The organism is Janthinobacterium sp. BJB426, from assembly GCF_002735705.1.
Taxonomy (GTDB): domain Bacteria; phylum Pseudomonadota; class Gammaproteobacteria; order Burkholderiales; family Burkholderiaceae_D; genus Janthinobacterium.
In genome coordinates this window covers 99,124-118,777 of the sequence record NZ_PDZL01000003.1, presented here as the reverse complement: position 1 = coordinate 118,777, position 19,654 = coordinate 99,124, and the positions used below count along the sequence as shown (strand labels likewise).

At 63.5% G+C, this 19,654-nt stretch carries 18 protein-coding genes; 10 read left to right on the top strand and 8 right to left on the bottom strand.

Annotation, left to right across the window (positions count from 1 at the left end; all coding sequences use genetic code 11):
• Positions 1-45: 45 nt before the first annotated feature.
• Positions 46-573, bottom strand: coding sequence for an SRPBCC family protein (locus CSQ93_RS06060; RefSeq protein ID WP_099377245.1), 528 nt, complete (start codon positions 571-573; stop codon positions 46-48).
• 206 nt (positions 574-779) lie between these two features.
• On the opposite strand from CSQ93_RS06060, the gene CSQ93_RS06055 reads away from it, so the two are divergent.
• Positions 780-1,565 (top strand): DNA/RNA non-specific endonuclease, encoded by a 786-nt coding sequence (locus CSQ93_RS06055; RefSeq protein ID WP_099377244.1) that lies wholly within the window; start codon positions 780-782, stop codon positions 1,563-1,565.
• 24 nt (positions 1,566-1,589) lie between these two features.
• The gene (locus CSQ93_RS06050) at positions 1,590-1,844 is read left to right on the top strand and encodes a hypothetical protein (protein WP_035819202.1); all 255 of its coding nucleotides are present in this window, start codon (positions 1,590-1,592) and stop codon (positions 1,842-1,844) included.
• Between the two features lie 15 nt (positions 1,845-1,859).
• Here CSQ93_RS06050 and CSQ93_RS06045 read toward each other — a convergent pair whose 3' ends face one another.
• From CSQ93_RS06045 to CSQ93_RS06020, 6 genes are all read right to left on the bottom strand, one after another.
• A complete protein-coding gene (locus CSQ93_RS06045; RefSeq protein ID WP_099377243.1) occupies positions 1,860-4,205 on the bottom strand; it encodes a M28 family metallopeptidase in 2,346 nt (781 codons plus the stop codon).
• Between the two features lie 185 nt (positions 4,206-4,390).
• Positions 4,391-7,267, bottom strand: a complete 2,877-nt coding sequence (locus tag CSQ93_RS06040; RefSeq protein ID WP_099377242.1) for a M16 family metallopeptidase — start codon at positions 7,265-7,267, stop codon at positions 4,391-4,393.
• Positions 7,268-7,343: 76 nt separating this feature from the next.
• Positions 7,344-7,676, bottom strand: coding sequence for a type II toxin-antitoxin system RelE/ParE family toxin (locus tag CSQ93_RS06035; protein WP_099377241.1), 333 nt, complete (start codon positions 7,674-7,676; stop codon positions 7,344-7,346).
• 1 nt (position 7,677) lies between these two features.
• Positions 7,678-7,965, bottom strand: coding sequence for a type II toxin-antitoxin system Phd/YefM family antitoxin (locus CSQ93_RS06030; RefSeq protein ID WP_099377240.1), 288 nt, complete (start codon positions 7,963-7,965; stop codon positions 7,678-7,680).
• Positions 7,966-8,046: 81 nt separating this feature from the next.
• Entirely contained in the window at positions 8,047-9,033 is a 987-nt protein-coding gene (locus tag CSQ93_RS06025; protein WP_099377239.1) for a sensor domain-containing diguanylate cyclase, read from the bottom strand.
• Between the two features lie 89 nt (positions 9,034-9,122).
• The gene (locus tag CSQ93_RS06020) at positions 9,123-9,995 is read right to left on the bottom strand and encodes a sensor histidine kinase (protein WP_158301138.1); all 873 of its coding nucleotides are present in this window, start codon (positions 9,993-9,995) and stop codon (positions 9,123-9,125) included.
• Between the two features lie 290 nt (positions 9,996-10,285).
• Here CSQ93_RS06020 and queE point away from each other — a divergent pair, with 290 nt between their 5' ends.
• From queE to CSQ93_RS05980, 8 genes are all read left to right on the top strand, one after another.
• Positions 10,286-10,921, top strand: a complete 636-nt coding sequence (gene queE, locus CSQ93_RS06015) for a 7-carboxy-7-deazaguanine synthase (protein WP_035819193.1) — start codon at positions 10,286-10,288, stop codon at positions 10,919-10,921.
• Positions 10,922-10,930: 9 nt separating this feature from the next.
• Positions 10,931-11,377 (top strand): 6-carboxytetrahydropterin synthase QueD, encoded by a 447-nt coding sequence (gene queD, locus CSQ93_RS06010; protein WP_035819191.1) that lies wholly within the window; start codon positions 10,931-10,933, stop codon positions 11,375-11,377.
• Positions 11,370-11,879, top strand: a complete 510-nt coding sequence (tadA, locus tag CSQ93_RS06005; protein ID WP_034755999.1) for a tRNA adenosine(34) deaminase TadA — start codon at positions 11,370-11,372, stop codon at positions 11,877-11,879. Before queD ends, tadA begins: the two co-directional genes overlap by 8 nt.
• Before the next feature lie 196 nt (positions 11,880-12,075).
• Positions 12,076-14,439, top strand: coding sequence for a TonB-dependent hemoglobin/transferrin/lactoferrin family receptor (locus CSQ93_RS06000; protein WP_099377237.1), 2,364 nt, complete (start codon positions 12,076-12,078; stop codon positions 14,437-14,439).
• 61 nt (positions 14,440-14,500) lie between these two features.
• Positions 14,501-15,655 (top strand): hemin-degrading factor, encoded by a 1,155-nt coding sequence (locus CSQ93_RS05995; RefSeq protein ID WP_099377236.1) that lies wholly within the window; start codon positions 14,501-14,503, stop codon positions 15,653-15,655.
• 163 nt (positions 15,656-15,818) lie between these two features.
• Entirely contained in the window at positions 15,819-16,736 is a 918-nt protein-coding gene (locus CSQ93_RS05990; RefSeq protein ID WP_070259397.1) for an alpha/beta fold hydrolase, read from the top strand.
• A 37-nt stretch (positions 16,737-16,773) separates the two neighbouring features.
• Positions 16,774-17,691, top strand: coding sequence for a muramoyltetrapeptide carboxypeptidase (ldcA, locus tag CSQ93_RS05985; RefSeq protein ID WP_099377235.1), 918 nt, complete (start codon positions 16,774-16,776; stop codon positions 17,689-17,691).
• Between the two features lie 5 nt (positions 17,692-17,696).
• Positions 17,697-18,875, top strand: a complete 1,179-nt coding sequence (locus CSQ93_RS05980; RefSeq protein WP_099377234.1) for a DUF418 domain-containing protein — start codon at positions 17,697-17,699, stop codon at positions 18,873-18,875.
• Here the strand turns inward: CSQ93_RS05980 and CSQ93_RS05975 are convergent.
• Positions 18,872-19,588 carry an SOS response-associated peptidase gene (locus tag CSQ93_RS05975; protein ID WP_099377233.1) on the bottom strand — a complete coding sequence of 239 codons (717 nt, stop codon included), beginning with the start codon at positions 19,586-19,588 and terminating at the stop codon, positions 18,872-18,874. The genes CSQ93_RS05980 and CSQ93_RS05975 overlap by 4 nt on opposite strands.
• Positions 19,589-19,654: the final 66 nt, after the last annotated feature.

Sequence of the window (19,654 nt, the reverse complement as noted above, 5' to 3'; positions counted from 1 at the left end):
AAAACAGGGCCGCGCGGGCCCTGTTTTGGCTTGCGTAGCGCGGGCTTAGCGCTCGGCCGCCGCCTTCAGGTTGTTGAGGCCTTTGTCAAAATCCTTGCCGATCATGGTATCCATGCTGACGAAGACCGTCATGACCTTGCTGACGTAAGGGCTGGGGCCTGTCATGGTCCAGTTCACCTTGGTGCTGTCGCCTTCTTGTGTCATGGTAAACGTGGTGGTGTTATGGCTTTCGAACGGTTTCAGGAAGTCCAGCTTGATGACGGTGCGCTCAGGCTGGGCTGCTTCCGTGATTTCCATGCGGCCGGCGCCGACCTTGTCATTGCCCGTCCAGGCATACTGCGCGCCCAGGCCGTTGGCCGGCCCCGAAAACGTGCGGCGCATGGCCGGATCGAGCTTTTCCCACGGCGACCAGGCGGCCCAGTAGTGGAAGTCCGTGATCAGGGCGGCGATTTTCTCGGGCGGTGCCTTGATGGTGATTTCGCGCTGGACACTGAAGGTGTCGGGCTTGGTGGTGGCATAGCCGAGGATGGCGGCGACGACGACAACGATCAGCAGCAGGGTTTTTTTGATCATATGCTCTCCAAATCTTGAATGGTCGATGCGAACGAATCAAGGCAATCTTAGCAGATATGAATGGCTGTGCGCGGCCTGTTGGCCTTTATTTGCGCCAGCGCGTGGCAGGGCCGCATGCGGCCTGGCACAGGGGCGCACGGCAGGATTGTGGAAGGGGGCCCGTGTCCGCTAGAATGCTGGCCTGCAAAGATTTCAATTAGGTAAATATGATTCAACGATCGATCGCCAGGCTGACCCTGGCGTGCGGCTTGCTGGCTTCCGCCTTTGCCGCGAACCTGGCCCATGCCGATGCCTGTCCCGCCCATTACGTCGATGGCCGCAAGCCGGAAATCACCAACCCCAAGCTGGATGTGGCGACGAAAGAGCTGTGCTACAACGTGTTTGGCGTGATGCACTCGGGTATCACGCGCACGCCGCTGTGGTCGGCTGAGCACTTGACGGCGAACAACCTCGAAGCGGCGCAGGATTTGTCGCGCGAAAATTCCTTCCATGCCGAACGCAAGCTGCCCGCCGCCCAGCGCGCGGAACTGGCCGACTATGCGCGCAGCGGCTTCGACCGTGGCCATATGGCGCCCAACGGCGACATGCCGGACCGCCAGAGCCAGCGTGACAGCTTTACCCTGGCCAACATGGTGCCGCAGGATGCGCGCAACAACCGCTATGTATGGGCCGGCATTGAAGGCGCCGTGCGCAAGATGGCGAAGAAAGAGGGCGATCTGTACGTGATCACGGGGCCGGCTTTTATTGGCGGCAACCTGCGCAAGGTGGGAAGAGTCATCGTGCCCAGCCATTTGTACAAGGCCGTGTACAGCCCGCGCCAACGCGCCGGCGCCGCCTACTTCATAGCAAACGTCGACACCAAGACGTATGAAGTGCTGAGCATTGCGCAACTGGAAGACAGGATAGGCATCGATCTGTTACCGTCGCTGACGCGCCAGCAAAAACTGCGCATGCTGAGTTTGCCCAAGATCAATAGCAAGTCCAGGAAATAACAAGACCGTCGAAAAGGAAATCCCATGTGCGCAAAGAAATTCGTCCCGTATGCCAATGAAAGCGATGTGCTGGAGATTGGCAACCTGAGCATCGAAAACCGCATCGACCGCATCAGCATCAGCGGCGACATCGACCTGACCCTGGACAAGCCGGGCCTGGCCCTGGCGAAACAGCTGCAAAAACTGCTGGCCGACGTGGTCGCCCAGCTGGAAAAGCAGGAGCTGCCCGACCAGCTGCCGCCGCCCGAAGTGACGTCGGTGGCCAATCCCTTCGAGTGACGCTGGCGGGGAAGCCTACTGTGCCGCTTTTGCGGCGCGATAATAGCCTTTCCTGCTGATCGCTTCCGGCGCGTTCGCGACTTCGTACGCGCTCAAGGCGATGGCGATGGCCGAGTATTGCTGCGCCGCGCTGAAGGGCAGCACGTTGTCATACGTGTCGAGCAGCGTGTGATGCACGCGCGCATAGTCGAATTCGCCGAGCACGGTAAATTTCGGCGTCGGCACGCCATGCAGGCTGAAGACGGCGTCATCGCTGCCTGCCCGCGCATGCATCGCCTTGCTGGCATCGCGCGGCACGTCATTGATGCTCGCGGCAAAGCCGAACACGGGGTGGACGTCTTGCAGCGCCCGTTCGACCCGGCCAAACACGGGTTGCCAGGCTGTGGGAATCGCGATGCCGTCGATGGCGCCAGGCCGGCCGTCGCGGTTGAGCATCATGACGATATTCTTCAATTCACCCGCATGCCGCTCGGCGAACGCGAACGATCCCTTGCGGCCGATTTCCTCCGCGCCGAAGGCGACAAACATGATGGTGCGGCGCGGCTTCGCTTCCGATAGCGCCAGCAGGCGCATCGCTTCGAGCATGGTGGACACGCCGCCGCCATTGTCGGCCGCGCCCGTGCCGCCGTCATAGCTGTCGAGGTGGGCGCCGATCAGCACGATTTCCTCAGGCTTGTCCGTGCCGGGAATACGGGCCACGACGTTGTGATACGTCACCGGGCCAGGATAGAACCAGTTGCGGATGTCAAACTCCAGGGTGACGGCTTCGCCGCGCGCCAGGCGCTGGCGCATGTCCGTGTACTGTGGCGCGGCCAGCTTGATGTCGGGCAAGGTCGGCAGGGTTGCCCAGGTGGCGGGCGCGGCGCTGGCGGCATACAGCGGTTCTTCGCCGGACTGAAGGGTGCCGAGGGCGCCGGCGGCCATCAGCACGCGGGTGATGGCCCTGGGCTGGTGAATGGCGCTGCCATCGCGCCCGCCGCCCCCGTTTTCGCCGCCGATCAGCACCCATTTTCCCTTGAATTGCGCGGCGCGCTGCTGTGCCTCTTCCACGGTGGCCGGCCCCACGATTGCCAGTCCCTGCTGCACGCCACGCGTGCCGGCCGAGTAGGCAGGCGTCGCCAGGCGCAGGGGCTGTTCCTGGGGCGCCAGCATCTTGCCTGACCCGGGACCGCGGTTGAAGCCGACGGGCATCCTGCCTGCCTCTTCCAGCACGGCGTGCACGCCCCATTGCTGCAGTTGCCCACGCGTCCATTGCGCCGCATGCGTGTAGGCGTCGCTGCCGGCCATGCGGCCGCCGAAGCGGTTGCTGAGGATGTCGAGCCAGTCCATCGCGCGCGGCTCGCTGGTGCCCAGCGCCACAATCCGGCGCGCCGTGGCGTCGCCCGATGGCGATGATGCAGGCTGGGTGACGGCATTCCTGCCGGACAGCGTGGCCAGGAAGGCGGGCAGCCTGTCGTGCTGGCGCGCCGCCTGCGCCGCGTCCAGCTTGGCGGAACGGTGCAGCTTATCCTGGCGCAGCAGGGTTTCATAGGCGCGCAGCACGCCCTGCATTCCCGCCAGGTCGCTGGCGCTCTGCTGTCCGGCCTGCTCCGGGTGTTCGATCTGGAAGGTCATCACGCTGGCCAGGTATTGAAACACCATCGCCTCGCGGATAGTCGCCTGGCTGGCGATGGAGAGCCAGCTTTCCAGCGCACTGGCCGGTAGCGTGAAGTCGGGAATTGCCTCGATCCATTCTGTTAGCCAGGCGCCGTCGCGCTGTTGCACTGCCAGGGGATTGCGCTGCGCCTCTGTTGCCATCTGCACCACGCGCGCGCGCTCGGCCGGCGTGGAAGGGCCGCGCGCGGCGGCGCCTGACGGTGCTGCTGCGGGTGGCAGTACCGGCGGCACATAGCGCTGCTGGAGCCGCCTGCCGCTCACGGGCTTGGGTTCGTTCTCATCGGTTTCGACCAGGCGTTCGCCGCTCAGCACGTCGCCCTTGGCGTGCAAGGTCCAGCGTATCGTCACGTCGGTGCTGACCTCCTTGCCGTTGCGCCCGGTGCTGACGCGCTTGCCGCTGTGCCGGAAGATGGTGCCGGCGGTACCGGCGGGGCCGGCGGTGCCATGCACCGTGCGCGGCGGCGTGAGCTGGCCACGTTCGTCGAGCCACGCGATCGTCGCGCGCAGGCCGTCTTGCTCTTCGGTAATGTCGAGTATGCCCGTGTCGATCAGGTCGGCCTCGACGCCATTTGTCGTGGTCGTGCCCGTCGCAGTCTGGAATTGCCACTGTCCGGCGAGGGCCGGCGTTTGCGCGTACAGGGTGCCCGGCAGGGCGGCAACAGCGAGGACGCAGGTGGCGTAAAGGTGGGGAGGGAACAGGTGCATGGCTATCCTTGTCGTGGTTTTCGCTCGGGAAGAGTCGAAAAACAGTATGCGGATAACCAGATTGCCAAGATGCTACTTTCCGACCAAGGCCGGGATTGGCGGACTGAAGGCGGGTTTGGCCGGGCCAAAGAACAGATCAACCTCATCCGGCAAGCTGCGTCGGACGAGGTTGATCTGGCACAAACTTACATGGCGAAGGCTTGCGCCGCCGGCGTCACGGTGACGGCGGACGGCTGGATGTTCAGCTTCATCGCGCCGATCACCTTGTCTTCATCAAGCAGGGCCTGCGGCTTGTTGCCGTCGTACTTGATGGGAGAAAACGCGTCGCTGACGAGCTTTTCCTTCAAGCCGGCCGCATCCTTTGCGACGATCACCACGGACAGGTTCTGCGCCGACAGGTGCTGTTTGATGGCGCGGTTGACGTCTTGTACCGTCAGCTTCGACAAGCCGTCACGCATCAGCTTGGTAAATTCCGGCGTGCCATACCATTGCGAATCGAGCGCATAACCGAGTTGCTGGTCCTGCGTCGACGTCATGACGAAGACGTTCTTCATCAGATAGTCGCGCGTGGTGGCGAAGTCGTCCTGCGTCAAGCCGTTGTCGATAAGCTTGCCCAATTCCGTCAGGGCCACACGCAGCGCGAAGTGGGCGTTGTCGGGCGCCACGGGGCGTATCCAGATTTCGAACAGCTGCGCCTTGCGGCCCAGGTTCGGGTTCGGGAAGAACTGGTACATGCCGCGCGGGAAGGCTTCGATGTATGCGTAATCGCCATAGTTCATGCCGCGGAGTTCGCGGATGCGCTGGTACAGGTAGGAATTCGAGGCGCGGTGCTCGCCCAGCCACGTCTTCGCCAGCCACAGGGCGGGGAAGTCCGGGTGCGTGCGTGTCACGTCGAGCGGCAGGCCGAACGAGATGGCCGTGGCACGCGTGTTTTTCTCGATGATTTCCACTTCCAGGCCCTGTGCCTTGCGGCCCGCAGGTTTCACGGTGGCCGGCAAGCCGGGGCCGGCCGGCAAGCTTGCCAGCGACTGCGTCAGCGACGCCGTCATGGCGTCCGTCACATCGCCGGAAATGCCCACCTTGACGGCGCCTTGCGCATACGCGCTCTTCCAGAATTGTTTCACGTCGTCCAGGGTGATGGCGTCGATGCCGGCAAGCGTGCCCAGCACCGGGTGGCCGTACGGCGTGCCCGCATACACATTCGTTTGCAGGCGTTCCTTGGCGAATTCCTCTTCGTTATTGTCCTTCAGGTCCAGCAGCAGCGCATTCTTTTGCGCATCCTTCAGGCGGCGGAAGTCGTCTTCGCGAAAACCGGGCGAGAGCAGCAGCGGCAGGGCGATGGCGTTGAACTGCGTCCAGTTATCCCGGTGGATGGAGCCCGTAAACGTCGTCATTTCCTTGTCCGTCTGCTGGCTGAAACTGCCGGCCAGCGGGAACAGGGCCTGGTTGACCTCGTCGATCTTGCGCTCGGATGAACCAGCGGACGCCACCATGGCGGCCGTCAGCGCAGCCAGGCCTTCCTTGCCTTGCGGGTCTTGCGCGGAACCGGCCGTAAACAGCAGCTTGTAGCGGATCTGCGGCAGCGCGGACTTTTGCACCAGCACGTCGAACTTCGCGTTCGCGGCGGCTGGCAGCAGGCTGGCCAGTGTCGGCGTGGTGGCGATGGCGGCCGCCATCGGCTGGTGGGACAGGGTCGTCACCACCAGGCCCTCGTCCGTCAGGTATTTGCGCGCGGCCGCCTGCAGGTCGGCCGGCGTGAGCGTATCGATCAGGCGGTAGTACTGGTTGATGGTGGCGTACGAGCGGTCGAAATGCACGAAGGAAGCCAGGGTGCCGGCGATCTGCTCCGTGTTGTCGAGCGAGCGGATCAGCCCATATTTTTCGGCCGACTTGGCATCTGCCAGGTCTTTTTCGCTCACTGGCGTATCGCGCAGCCGCGCCACGGTGGCCAGGATGGCGTCGCGCACGTAGACGGCGTCGTCGATGTTTTTCACGCGCGCGCCCAGCACGGCCAGGGTCGGGTCGACCCGGTCCGGCGTCATGTCGAACAGCTGGTCGACCTTTTGCTCATTCTGCACCAGGCGTTTATACAGCGGCGAGGTGCGGCCGAACGACAGCGACAGCAGGGTTGCCAGCGCAGCCTGGTCCTTGTCCTTCACGGAAAACGCGGGCGCGTGGAAGCCGACGGCCACCCACGGCAAGGTCGGCGTTGGCCAGGCCACGTGCTTGTAGACGGGGCCGCGCGGCGCGGGTTCCACGGGCACGGCCGCCTGCTGCTTGCCGCGCTGCCAGCTGCTCCAGTATTTTTCCACCAGCGCGATGGCTTGCTGCGGCTCCACGTCGCCGGCGATGATGATGGTGGTGCGCTCGGGACGGTACCAGCGGTCGAAGAAGAGCTTCGAATACGCGTACTGGTTCGGCATGTCTTCGATGTCCTGAATAAAACCCATCGTCGTGTGCTTGTAGGTATGCGTCGTGTAGGCGCTGTCGCGCATCACTTCGAACAGTTTCGAAACGGGATTGGCGCTGTTCTTGTTGTATTCGCCCAGCACGGCCCGCGATTCCGTCTTGAACGCGTCTTCCGCATAGTCGAGGTGCTGGAAACGGTCAGCTTCCACCTTCAGCACGGTTTCCAGGTCTTGCTTGGCAAACGTCGTGTGGTAATTGGTCAGGTCGTCGCTGGTATACGCGTTCTGGCGCGCGCCGGCGCGGGTGATGACTTCCTGGTATTTCTCGGGCGGATACGCCTTGGTGCCGCGGAACATCATGTGCTCGAAGAAGTGGGCAAAGCCGGACTTGCCCGGCTCGACTTCATTGCGCGAACCCGTCTGCACGGGAATCTGCAGCGAGACCAGGTTGGGAAAACCGGTCGGCACGATGATGATTTTTAATCCATTGGCCAGGGTCTTTTCCGTTGCCTTGAACGGCAGCAAATCGGCCTTGCTGGCGGCAGCGCTGTGGGCGGCGGCCGGTTTGACGGGCGCGGCGCCCAGGTTCGACGAGGCCATGGCCGACAGGGCCAGGGCGAAAGCGGGTAATAAAGCGGGCATGATTCTTGACACGAAGGCTCCTTCTTTTCTTGGAATGTGGAAAGTGCAACGCCGCAGCATAGAATATTCACGCCGCCCTGCATAGGGGCTAAAAGTCGGGCCGCAGAATGCGCGTCGTGAGATGGCTGAGAAAATCGCGCCGGGTGGGCAGGAACATGCGGATGTACACGCTGCCGTGCGCACGGTCGTGATGGTAGATCACGCGGATATCCTCGCACAGGCGTTGCCGCACATCCATGCCGACTTCGCGGGCAGCCTCGACGGGCGTCTCGCTGTCGGGAAAGGCTTTCAGATCAGCGAATAATTGCCGGAAAGCGGCGGTGAACTGCGCCTGGGCGGCGGCCGTGTGGCGCGCCTTGAAGTCGCTGCGCAGTTCATTGAAATCGGCTTGCGCGCTGTTCAGCACGACGATGCGCGCCATCTCAAGCCTGGTCAAGGCTGGACAGGAAGTCTTCTTCGGACACCACGTCGCCGCGCGCGATTTCCTGGTTGCCCATGGCGATCAGCTTCATGAACGCATGCTGTTCCTGCATCTGCCGCGCTTGCCGCTTGCCTTCCTGGTAGGCGTGCATGGACAGCACGACCATCTTCGCCTCGCCATTTTGCGTGATGATGATGGGCTCATCCTGGCCAGCGTCAAAGCTGTTGACGATTTCCGTCGTATTGGCCTTGAGATAGGAGATCGGTTTGATGCGTTCCTTGAGGTTCATGGCGGCTCCGAATGAGACAAACTGCGAGACGACCAAATATACGCCAAATTTGGTCGTGTTACTTGGACGCGTATTTGCTGCTTACGTCAGCGTCGTTTCCGGCAGGCTGATGCGGTTGCGGCCCAGGTGCTTGGCGCGGTACAGGGCGCAGTCGGCCGTGTGGATCAGCTGCCCCAGTTCCGTGCCTGCACCGGGCAGGGCCGTGGCGGCGCCGATGCTGACGGTAACGCAGGCGCCATCGGGGCGCTTGCGCGGCAGTTGCAGCCGCTCCACGCGCTGGCGGATGCGTTCGGCCACGATGGCCGCGCCCTTGAGCGACTGGTTCGGCAGGATGACGGCAAATTCTTCGCCGCCATAGCGGGCCACCAGGTCGTTCGTGCGCATTTCGCTGGCCACGGCGCCGGCCACCTTGCGCAGGCACAGGTCGCCGCCCTGGTGGCCGTGGCTATCGTTATACTCCTTGAAATTGTCGACGTCGACCATCAGCAGCGACAGGGGCTGGCTTTGACGCTGGGCGCGCTGCCACTCGGCCAGGATGGTATCGTCGAAGCAGCGCCGGTTTGCCAAGCCCGTCAGGCCGTCGCGCGTGGCCAGGCGTTCCAGTTCCACGTGCGCGCGTTTTTCATCTGTCATGTCGCGCAGGGTTTCGACGACGGCGATCAGTTCGCCGTGATTGCCATAGATGGGGCTGGCATCGACGGCCAGGTAGCGCCGCCGCCCCGTGCGCGGCATGTCGCACCAGTTTTCCGCGCACAGATTGTTGCCCGTGCTGCTGCGATATTGCTGCTGTGCATGCAGCGCGCGCATGTCGCCGCCGCGCCCGGTCAGCAGCAGGTCGGCCAGGGTGGGGCGCTCGTCGTTGTAGAAGCAGCGGCCCGGCTCGCGCGTGCGCAGCACTTCGGCCGCCGGCACGCCCGTCAGCTGTTCGCAGGCGCGGTTCCAGATCATCACCTGGCCATGCACGTCGAGGACAAAGGTGGGCACGACCAGCAATTCCATCATTTTGACGGCAAAACCCTGGGCTGCATCGCAGGGCGATGCGCTGGCATGTGCATGGCTATCCGGCATGTAAACATCCTTCTTGGGGTGAATGGGGCTGGCTCGCTGGCCATGATGCAGCGCAGCGAGACAGGAGATGTTGATATTGAGCAATATTTTCAGCGATGCGCCATCGCTTCGTCGTGGCAGTCCGGCAGGGGCAGCGACACGCGCAAGGTGGTGCCGGTGTCGATTTGGCTTTCGATGTGCAGGCTGCCGCCGGCGGCTGCCACGCGCTCATGCATGCCGGACAGGCCGCAACCGAGTCGCGGCGGCGAGCCCGACAGCCCGACGCCGTCGTCGCTGATGCTGCAGGCCAGGGTGGCGCCCGTTTGTTGCAGGCTCAGCTGGACATGCGTGGCGCGCGCATGGCGGGCGATATTCGCGAGCGCTTCCTGCAGCGCGTGGTACAGCAGGGGGCCGTGCGCGCTGCCGGCGGCCGCGTCGAGCCGGTAATCGCAGCTGCAAGCGATGCCCGTGGTACGCTTGAAGTCCGCCAGCAAGTCGTCGCACGCCGCTTGCAGGCCCGCGTCGAGGGCGGGCGGGCGCAGGTCGTGGATGACGCAGCGCAGCGCAGCGATGCTGAGGTCGACATTGCGCGCCATCACGGCCAGTTGCCGCGCCAGCAAGGGCGCCGCGTCATGCGTGCTGGTCTGCAGCATGGCCAGGTCGAATTTCAGGGTCAGCAGATGCTGGCCCAGGTCGTCGTGGATGTCGCGCCCGATGCGCAGGCGTTCCTGCGCGCGCGCCTGTTCGGCCTCGGCGCGCAGCTGTTCCAGCGCCTGCAGGCGCAGCGCCAGGCGGTGCTGGCGCCACAGCAGCAGCGCCAGCGCAGCGAGCAGGATGGCGCAGGCCAGCATCAAGGGGGAGGGCGTGCCATCCAGCAGCATCGGCCCGGCGGCGTATCCGGCGTGCAGGGAAGCGAGTGCGGCGGCCCCCAGACAGGCCAGAATGCTCAGGCGGTACGGCGGACGTCTCCAGCGTTGCAGCATGTCCATCCTCCCCAAGAATGTTTTCCATCAGGCAATGTTATTACGGAAAATATATTAACTTGGGGCTATTTATATTGTCTAAACGCAAAAGCTGCGCAGTTATGCCTGCGAATATGGTTTTCTTGCCCCGGATGCCGCAGCAGCAGGGAGCGGGCACGGCATTTGCACGGGAAGTGTCGTGGCGGCATATAATAGAGGGTTGTCAATCGGCTTTTGCGGCGACGGCGCGGCGCGCCGGCCCCGATGCGTTCGCCCCGCGCGATGACGCCAGCCAGCTCTTAGGAAATACAGTGACTTATAGCATCAAAGAGATTTTTTACACCCTGCAGGGCGAAGGCGCGCACGCTGGCCGTCCGGCCGTGTTTTGCCGCTTTTCCGGCTGCAACCTGTGGACGGGCCGCGAAAGCGACCGCGCCACGGCCGTGTGCCAGTTCTGCGACACGGATTTCGTCGGCACCGATGGCGAACTGGGCGGCAAGTTCAAGACGCCGCAGGAACTGGCCGCGCTGATCGACAGCCTGTGGCCGGCCAGCTACGCGCCCAGCAAATACGTGGTGTTTACGGGCGGCGAACCGCTGCTGCAACTGGACACGGCCCTGATAGCCGCCATGCACGCGGTGGGCTTTACCATCGCCATTGAGACCAACGGCACCTTGCCCGTGCCGGCCGGCGTGGACTGGATCTGCGTCAGCCCGAAGATGGGTTCGACACTGGTCGTACACAAAGGCAATGAAATCAAGGTGGTCATTCCCCAGTTCCAGCAAGACCTGGCCGCCTACGAACAACTGGATTTCGAGAACTTCTTCGTGCAGGCGATGGACGGCCCCCTGGCCGCGCACAACATGAAGCTGGCGATCGAAACATGCAAAAGCAACCCGAAGTGGAAGCTGAGCCTGCAAACCCATAAACTCCTGCAAATACCTTAACAAAACAATATGCTGACTATCACACGCAAGCTCGAATTCGACGCGGGCCACCGCATTCCCGACCACAAAAGCCAGTGCCGCAATCTGCATGGCCACCGCTACACGGTGGAAATCACCCTGGTCGGCAAGGTCATCGAAGCGGAAGGCAATTCCGACAATGGCATGATCATGGACTTTTCCGACGTGAAAACTCTGGCCAAGCAGCACCTGGTCGATGTCTGGGACCACGCCTTCCTCGTCTACGAAAAAGACACGGCCGTGCGCGACTTCCTGGCCAGCCTGCCCGACCATAAGACCGTCGTCATCGATCGCATCCCGACGGTGGAAAACCTGGCCCGCATCGCCTTCGAGATACTGAAAGCGGCATTTACCGACCACTTCGGCACGGGCTTGCACCTGCATAAACTGGTGCTGCATGAAACGCCGAATTGCTGGGCAGAAGTGACCGATGACTGAAACGCACGCTAGCGCGCAGGACGCGCGCTACATGCAGCTGGCCCTGGAGCAGGCACAGCACGCATGGGACCTGGGCGAAGTGCCCGTTGGCGCCGTCGTCGTCAAGGATGGCGAAGTCATCGCCGTCGGCTACAACCAGCCCATCGGCCGCCATGACCCCACGGCGCACGCGGAAGTGATGGCCTTGCGCGCGGCCGCTGAAAAGCTGGGCAACTACCGCTTGCCCGGCTGCGAGCTGTACGTGACCTTGGAACCGTGCGTGATGTGCTCGGGCGCCATGTTGCATGCGCGCCTGGCGCGCGTGGTGTATGGCGCGGGCGACCCGAAGACGGGCGCCTGCGGTTCCGTGCTGAACCTGTTCGAGCAGCCGGCGCTGAACCACCAGACGGCGATCGTTGGCGGCGTGCTGGCCGACGAATGCGGCGCTTTCCTCAAGCGCTTCTTTGCCGAGCGCCGCCGCGCGCAGGCGGAAGCGCGCAAGCTGGCCCATCCTCCGGCCTGACCATGCCAGCCATCGCGGCTGGCATTTTTTACAACTGTTGCGAAATAACATCTGTATAGACCACTTTGCCATTCTCAAATGAGAATGATTCGTGTTACAGTATTGTTTTCGCCAGCAAACTTTCCTTATGCATCGTTAACACTTTCGTTATCGATCCGGGTTCAAGAGCCAGCCTTTACTCTTCCACCGGATCATCATGACTACTGTGCCTACGCAGCGCCTCGCTGCACCCGTCGTATCTCCAGCTCACCTGCCTGTCCGCCGCCATAACCTGGTGCTGCGCGCCGCTTTGCTGGGCCTGTTCGCCGCGCCGCTGCTGCCCGTGGCCGCGCAAAACGCCGCCATCAATGCAGGCACGGCCGCGCAGGAACCGGCCAAGCTGCCTGTCTTCCCGGAAATCGTCGTGAACGCCAAGCAGGATTACGAGCGTCGCGCGGGCACCAAGACGGTGATCCGCAGCGACGACCTGGAACGCCGCAACGTGACGGACATGGCCGGCGTCGTGCGCTATCAGCCGCTGATCAGCACGCCAATGGCGGCCTCGGGCGGCGGCGGCATCTGGGATGGCGCGGGCAATACCGGTTACAACATCCGTGGCCTGGAAGGCAACCGGATCAGCCTGGAACTCGATGGCATTTCCCTGCCGGATGCTGCACCGAAGCCGGACAGCAATAACATGAACGCCTTCGGCATGGGCCGCGATTATTTCGATCCAGAAACCTTCCGCGAAGTGCGCATCGATTCGGGCACGACGGCCGTCAGCGGCGCCAATCCCGGCCTGGGCGGCGGCGTGGCCTTCATCACCAAGTCGCCCGAAGATTACCTGGGCGAAGGGCAGGACCATTACGTGGCGTATAAATACGGCCGCGCGACCGCCGACCGCAGCAATGCACACACCCTGACGGGCGCGGCCAAGATCGGCGCCAGTCTGCAAGGTCTGGCCGTGTACGTGCACCGCGATGGCGAGCAGCTGGACAGCCGCGGCAGCGCCACCGTCAACCCGGATGACTGGCATTCGAACGCCTTGCTGTCGAAGCTGGTGTGGGCTCTGCCGGGCGAACAAAAGCTGGACTTGACGGTCGACATGTTCGAACGCAAGAACAAGCGCGATCTCAACAATAAAGTCAGCGCCATGTACCCGGACGGCGTGCAGCAGGATTCCACCACCAAGCGTACCCGCGTCAGCCTGGGCCACGATGTGGTGCTGAAGGATTTCGCCCTGTTCGACCGCCTGACCTCGAAAGCTTATCTGCAGAACGCGAAGATCGACGACAAGAGCAAGGGACGCTATACCTATCAAGGCAACTTCCAGCGCGCCATCGACACCAGCTTCAAGAATGACAGCATCGGCCTGACTTCGGAAGCCGTCAAGCAGCTCAATGCCGACAACGCGCTGCTGTACGGCGTGCAGCTGGAACAGACAAAATCGCGCCGCCCATGGATGGAAGACCGCACCCTCATCGCCACGGGCGTGCACCAGATCACGCGCAAGAACCGCATGGCCGACATGGATGTCACCAAGCTGGCTCTGTACGTGCGCGACGACTATGGTTTCGACCTGGGCGGCAAGAAAGCCGTGCTGACGCCGGGCCTGCGTGCCGACTACCGCAAGCTGGAACCGAAAAACCTGCAGAACTACCTGATCGGCGTGCCGAACGCGGCCAAGGAAGTGCGCAAGGAGAGCGATTCCTACTTCACGCCGAGCCTGAGCCTGTCCGTGGAAGTGCTGCCGCAAATGAATGCCTACGCCACGTTCACGCGCGGTACGCGCCTGCCGACGGCGGTCGAACGCACGGGTACCTATGATTCCATCAGCTATACGGGCACGGGGAATGGCTATGCCGTGCTGGGCAATCCGAATCTGGGCAAGGAAACCAGCAAGGCGTATGAACTGGGGCTCAAAGGCGACGTGACCAGGGGCTTGAGCATGCACGCTTCCGTCTACCAGACGGAATACAAGAACATGATCGAGTACGTGGCGCAAGACCTGGACCCGGTGAATTACCCGACCCTCACCTGGGGCTTGTACCGTCCCGAAAACATCGGCAATGCGCGCACCTGGGGTGCCGAGCTGAGCTTGCACGCGGAACTGGGCACCTGGTTGCCGGCCATGCAGGGCTACCGCGTCGACCTGGCCACGGGCGTGGCCAAGGGGCGCTCCTTCAATACCCTGACGGGCGAGAGCGGCGGCCTGGCCTCGGTGGCGCCGGCCAAGACGGCGCTGACCTTCGGCTATGACCATACGAACAAGTTGTTCGGCCTGGAACTGACGGCGCTGCATGCCGGTGAGAAACAGGCGCCGAACGACTTGCTGATGGGCACGACCGCGCCGCGCTTCAAGGTGCCGTCGTACACCATCTTTGACCTGTCGACCTACTGGAATGTGCACAAGAACGCCAAGATCATCGTCGGCGTGTACAACTTGACGGATCGCAAGTACTGGGATTACGCGGCCGCGCGCAGCCTGTCTGCCGGCACCACGGTGGCCAGCCGTTTGGAGATCGAGCGCTACGCCAAGCCGGGCCGCAACGTCGCCGCCAGCCTCAGCGTCAACTATTGATTTTTACCGGGGAGGGGCGCTTGCCCCTCTTTTTTTCCATGTTTGATTGAATGGTCTCTCTATGAAGTTATCCAAACTCGTTCTATCCCTGCTAGGCAGCCTGCTGATTGCAAACGCATATGCGGCCCCAGCCACCTTGGCGGAACGCTGGTCCACCTTGCGCACGGAACAGCCGAAGCTGCAGATCCGCGACGCGGCGCGCGCGCTGGGTGTATCCGAAGCGCAATTGCTGGCAACCAACATCGGCAAGGGCGTCACGCGCCTGCAGGCCGACGGCAACCAGCCGCGCGAAATCATGCGCGCCGCGCTGGACCTGGGCATCGTGCAAGCCATCACGCGCAATGAAAACGGCGTCATCGAAACGACGGGCGTCGCCAGCAAGTTCAAGCAGGCGGGCGACAAGTCCGAGCAGGCCGACGCCAAGGACCCGGAAACGGAAGCGCGCCAGCGCAATATCGCCGGCGGCTACCTGGGCGGCCAGATCGACCTGCGTTTCCACTTTGAAAACTGGAAATACGCATTTGCCGTGGAACAGGCGGGCCGCGATGGCAAGCCGACGCGCAGCCTGCAATTCTTTGACGCCAACGGTACGGCCGTGCACAAGATCTACCTGCGCAACGAACCGGGCGTGGCCGTCTACGATAAATTGGTGGCGACCTTCCGCCTGCCGCAGCAAAGCGCCGAACTGAACGTGCTGGCCGTGGCGCCGAAAGCGGCGGAAAAGCCGGATGCCGAAATCGACGTCAAGGAATTTCAGCTGGCCTGGAAAGACATGACGGACGTGCACCAGTTCGCGCAAATCATGCGTGAATTCCACCTGTCGCGCGAACAGGCCCTGCGCCTGGCGCCGGCCGGCGTGGTCGAGCGCGTGACGCCAGCGGCGCTGCGTACCCTGCTGGAAAACGCGGCAAAGGACAAGGTCGCCATCATGGTGTTCCTGGGCAATGAAGGCTTGACGCAGATCTACAGCGGCAAGATCGAGAAAACCATGGCCGCCGGCGGCTTCTTCAACGTGCTGGACCCGGACTTCAACCTGCACATCCGCGACACGGCCCTGCGCAGCGGCTGGGTCGTCAAGCGCGGCGGCGTCACCTCCGTCGAGTTCTTCGACAAGGAAGGCACGCAAGTGGTCTCCTTCTTCGGCGTGCGCGAACGGGGCAAACCGCAGCCACAAAGCTGGGTCGACCTGGCCGATTCCTTGCCTAAAGCCAAGTAAGCAGCACCGTTGATTCGTCACCGTTGCCGCGCGCCGTACCGGCGCGGCAACACTTCAGCTGAGTGCCGCGTGCCGGTCTCATGTCTGAAGCACAATAGTGGTATGCTGATTACAAGGCCGCAGCGATCGTGCCTGCGTGCTGGTTCCTGGAAGAGAGGCAATCATGGCAACCATCATGGCGAACGGCCTGAACATAGCTTATGAGAGCCACGGCGACCCCAACGATCCGTGCGTGCTGCTGGTCATGGGCCTGGGCATGCAATTGATTGCCTGGCCGGCGGACTTCGTCGAAGGCATCGTCGAGCAAGGATTTCGCGTCTTGCGTTTCGACAACCGCGACAGCGGCCTGTCGAGCAAGATGGCGCTGGCGGGCAAACCCTATCTGCCGCTGGCCTATGTGAAAAACCTGGTCGGCTGGCCCCTGAAAACTTCCTACACCCTCAATGACATGGCGGAAGACGCGCTGGGCTTGCTGGCGGCCTTGCGCATTGCTCAGGCGCATGTGATCGGTGTGTCGATGGGCGGCATGATCGCGCAAGTGATGGCGGCGCGCGCGCCACAGCAGGTGCTCAGTTTGACGTCCATCATGTCGAGCAGCGGCCGGCGCGGCTTGCCCGGCCCCACGCGGGCCGCGCGCAACGCTTTATTGCAACGCCCGAAACGCAACGCCAGCCGCGCCGAACTGATGGCGCACATGGCCGCCACCGTGCGCGTCATCGGCAGTCCCGCCTATCCCGTCTCGGAAAAACTGCTGTACCAGCGCATCGAAGCGGCGCTGCAGCGGGGCAGTTGCCCGGAAGGCGTGGCGCGGCAAATGGTGGCCATCGCCGCCTCGGGCGAGCGCACGGCCTTGTTGCCGAGCATCAGCTGTCCGGCGCTGGTGATCCATGGCGCGGCCGACCCCCTGATTCCCGTCGCCTGCGGCATCGATACGGCGGCGCTGATCCCGGGCGCCCGGCTGGAAGTCATCGAAGGCATGGGGCACGACATGCCGCCCCAGCTGATCGAGCGCCTGCTCGCCTTGATCGATGTGCATCTGCAAGGTAAGATGGCGCCCCAGATGCGCTCCCAGCCAGCTTGAGCCAGGCGCGCCCACCCCTTGACTAGCCGGGCATATTTTGAAGACACCTGAGATTGGCATCGCCATCGTCGCGCCGGGCGGTTATGCGCCCGACGAAGCGGCCTTGGCACGCGGTATCGCCCGCTTGCAGGCGCAAGGCGCCACCGTCCACAATTACTACGATCACGAACATAGATTCCAGCGCTTCGGCGGCACGGATGCGGGCCGCCTGGCGCAGCTCCATGCCGCCGCGGCCGACCCTGCCGTGCAGGTGGTGATCGCCTTGCGCGGCAGCTACGGCATCAGCCGCATCCTGCCGGACATCGATTTCGACCTCATGGCGGACAGCCGCAAGCTGTTTGTCGGCTACAGCGATTTTACGGCCTTCCACATGGGCTTGATGGCCAAGACGGGCCGCGCCAGCTTTGCCGGCCCCATGATCTGCGACGATTTTACGCGTGATGAGCCCGAGCAATTTACGCTCGATCAGCTGTGGTCGTGCCTGGCCGGCCCCACGCACACGGTCACGGGCACGGCAATAGGCAATCCGCAGGTCGAGCTGAAAGGCAAGCTGTGGGGCGGCAACCTGGCCATGCTCGTGCATCTGCTCGGTACCCCATATTTCCCGGAAATCGACGACGGCATCCTGTTCCTGGAAGACGTCAACGAACACCCGTACCGGGTCGAGCGCATGCTGCTGCAACTGCTGCACGCGGGCGTGATTGGCCGCCAGCAAGCCGTGGTGCTCGGCGATTTTTCCGCGTATAAACTCAGTCCCATGGATAACGGCTACGATTTCGACGCCATGCTGGCATACGTGCGCCAGCGCCTGCCCGTGCCCGTGCTGACGGGGCTCGAGTTTGGCCACATCCGCCGCCGGGTCACCTTGCCGTTCGGCGGCCAGGCGAGCCTGCAATCGGATGCGTCCGGCTTCAGCCTGCGGGTGACCGATTACCCCACCCTGGCGCGCACCTGAACTCCATGTCCGCCAGGCCCGGCAGGTTGCTGCAGCTCGATGTGCTGCGCGGCCTTGCCGTGTTCGGCATCTTGCTGGTGAATATATGGGGCTTTGCCTGGGGCACGATTTCCTTGCGCTACGGCACCTTGCCGGCGCAGCCGCCCGTGCTGGACCAGCTCGTCATTTTTTTGGTGGCGGCGCTGGCGCAATTCAAGTTCTATCCCATCTTCGCGTTTCTGTTTGGCGCCGGCTTTGCCTTGCAGACACGCTCATTGCAACGCCAGCTGGGCAGCTGGGAGCAGGCGCGAGCGGCTTATCGGCGCCGGCTGCGCTGGCTGCTGGCATTCGGCCTGTTGCACGGTTTCCTCATCTGGAGTGGCGACGTGCTGACCTCGTATGCCGTCGCCGGCATGCTGATCCTGCCCCTGGCATCAGCCCGGCTCAGCCGCGTGCGCAACCGCGCCTGGCTGGTGGCGGCCGGTTTTTTGCTGTTCATGTGCCTGCTCATTCCCGTGGGCCAGCAGGGCGGCGCACCGGACATCGCGCGCGACCTGCACAGTTTTGCGCAGCGTTACGCCATCTACACGCAAGGCGGCGCGTGGGCCGTCGCCAAGCTGCGTGCCAACGATTTCCTCGTTTCCTTGCTGTACGCCGCCGTCATGCTGCCGCATATCATCGTGTTGTTCCTGCTGGGCATCTTGTCCGTGCGTTGTGGCTGGCTGACGCAGCCGCAGCGCCACCAGCGCCTGTGGCGCCGCGTGCGCGCCGTGGGACTGGGCCTGGGCTTGCCGTTCAACTTGCTGGCGGCGGGCGCCGTCGCGTGGCAAGTTGCCGACCCGTATCAAACCGTGTTTGACACGGCCCTGTTCGAAGTGGGCCTGTTTGCCGGCGGCCCCGTGCTGGCGGCCGGCTATGTGGCCGCGCTGATGCTGACCGGTCCTTTCATGCTGCGCTGGCTGGGCGCATGGCTGGCGCCCGTGGGCCGCATGGCGCTGAGCAATTATCTGCTGCAATCCTTGATCGGCACCTGGCTGCTGCAGGGGCCGGGCCTGGGCTGGGGCGCAACACTGCGCCCGGCCGAGATGCTGGGCCTGGCGGTAGTCATCATGGCGGGGCAGGTGCTGCTCAGCCGCTATTGGCTGCGGACGTTCCGCCAGGGACCGATGGAAGCGCTGTGGCGACGGCTGGCGCGATTGCCTTAATCCGTTCCCCAGTCAAACGCGCCTTGCGCCGCAGCCGGCGGTGGCGGCTTGGGCTTGGCAGACGGCACCAGCGGATTATCGACGGCATGCCATTCGAACAGTTCTACATCCAGCATGCAGGTGCGCGCCAGGTGCAGCGCCTGCTCCGGCGTCAGGGCGGGGTCGAGCCAGCGGTGCGCGTCTTCCAGGCTGACGGCGACGGGGCGGCGGTCGTGGATATCGACCATGCCGCCCATGCTGTCGGCCGTCACCAGCACGAAGCCGGCTTCCTCGCGGTTATGCTTGTACGGCCCGAACTGGGCCAGCGCCAGCAGGAACAGGGGCGCGCGGTCCTTGCGGTGGATGTGCCACGGTTGCTTGCTGCCTTTCTCTCCCGTCCATTCATACCAGCCGGAAACGCTGACGATACCGCGCCCCGCGCGTAGCAAGGGCTTCCAGTAGGCGCCAGCGAGTTTTTCCAGACGGGCATTGATGGCGATGGGGATTTTTTTCTTGCCGGGGGCGGGCACGGCTTGCGCGGCCCAGGCGGGGCGGTAGCCCCAGAAGACGTCATCGACCCTGTGGACGCCATCCTGGATATGCAGCACGGGCCGGTAAGTGCCGGGCGACACGTTCAGGTGCGGCTCGGCCTCGCTGTCGAACACCGCGTCGGTCCAGCCGAAGGATGACGCCAGCACGGGCGCCGTGTCATTTTGATCGAGTCGTCCACACATGCTGAAATCATACCCGATTGCCCGGCGCCGCGAGGCAGGCGCGCGCGTGCTTTCTGTGTGTGGTCA

Coding starts and splice junctions, on each gene's coding strand:
- CSQ93_RS06035 (WP_099377241.1), bottom strand. CDS start 7,676: ATGGCGCGCATCGTCGTGCTGAACAGCGCGCAAGCCGATTTCAATGAA.
- tadA (WP_034755999.1), top strand. CDS start 11,370: ATGACTGAAACGCACGCTAGCGCGCAGGACGCGCGCTACATGCAGCTG.
- CSQ93_RS05975 (WP_099377233.1), bottom strand. CDS start 19,588: ATGTGTGGACGACTCGATCAAAATGACACGGCGCCCGTGCTGGCGTCA.
- queD (WP_035819191.1), top strand. CDS start 10,931: ATGCTGACTATCACACGCAAGCTCGAATTCGACGCGGGCCACCGCATT.
- CSQ93_RS06020 (WP_158301138.1), bottom strand. CDS start 9,995: ATGCTGCAACGCTGGAGACGTCCGCCGTACCGCCTGAGCATTCTGGCC.
- CSQ93_RS06055 (WP_099377244.1), top strand. CDS start 780: ATGATTCAACGATCGATCGCCAGGCTGACCCTGGCGTGCGGCTTGCTG.
- CSQ93_RS06045 (WP_099377243.1), bottom strand. CDS start 4,205: ATGCACCTGTTCCCTCCCCACCTTTACGCCACCTGCGTCCTCGCTGTT.
- CSQ93_RS05980 (WP_099377234.1), top strand. CDS start 17,697: ATGTCCGCCAGGCCCGGCAGGTTGCTGCAGCTCGATGTGCTGCGCGGC.
- CSQ93_RS06050 (WP_035819202.1), top strand. CDS start 1,590: ATGTGCGCAAAGAAATTCGTCCCGTATGCCAATGAAAGCGATGTGCTG.
- CSQ93_RS06000 (WP_099377237.1), top strand. CDS start 12,076: ATGACTACTGTGCCTACGCAGCGCCTCGCTGCACCCGTCGTATCTCCA.
- CSQ93_RS06060 (WP_099377245.1), bottom strand. CDS start 573: ATGATCAAAAAAACCCTGCTGCTGATCGTTGTCGTCGTCGCCGCCATC.
- CSQ93_RS06030 (WP_099377240.1), bottom strand. CDS start 7,965: ATGAACCTCAAGGAACGCATCAAACCGATCTCCTATCTCAAGGCCAAT.
- CSQ93_RS06025 (WP_099377239.1), bottom strand. CDS start 9,033: ATGCCGGATAGCCATGCACATGCCAGCGCATCGCCCTGCGATGCAGCC.
- CSQ93_RS05990 (WP_070259397.1), top strand. CDS start 15,819: ATGGCAACCATCATGGCGAACGGCCTGAACATAGCTTATGAGAGCCAC.
- CSQ93_RS05995 (WP_099377236.1), top strand. CDS start 14,501: ATGAAGTTATCCAAACTCGTTCTATCCCTGCTAGGCAGCCTGCTGATT.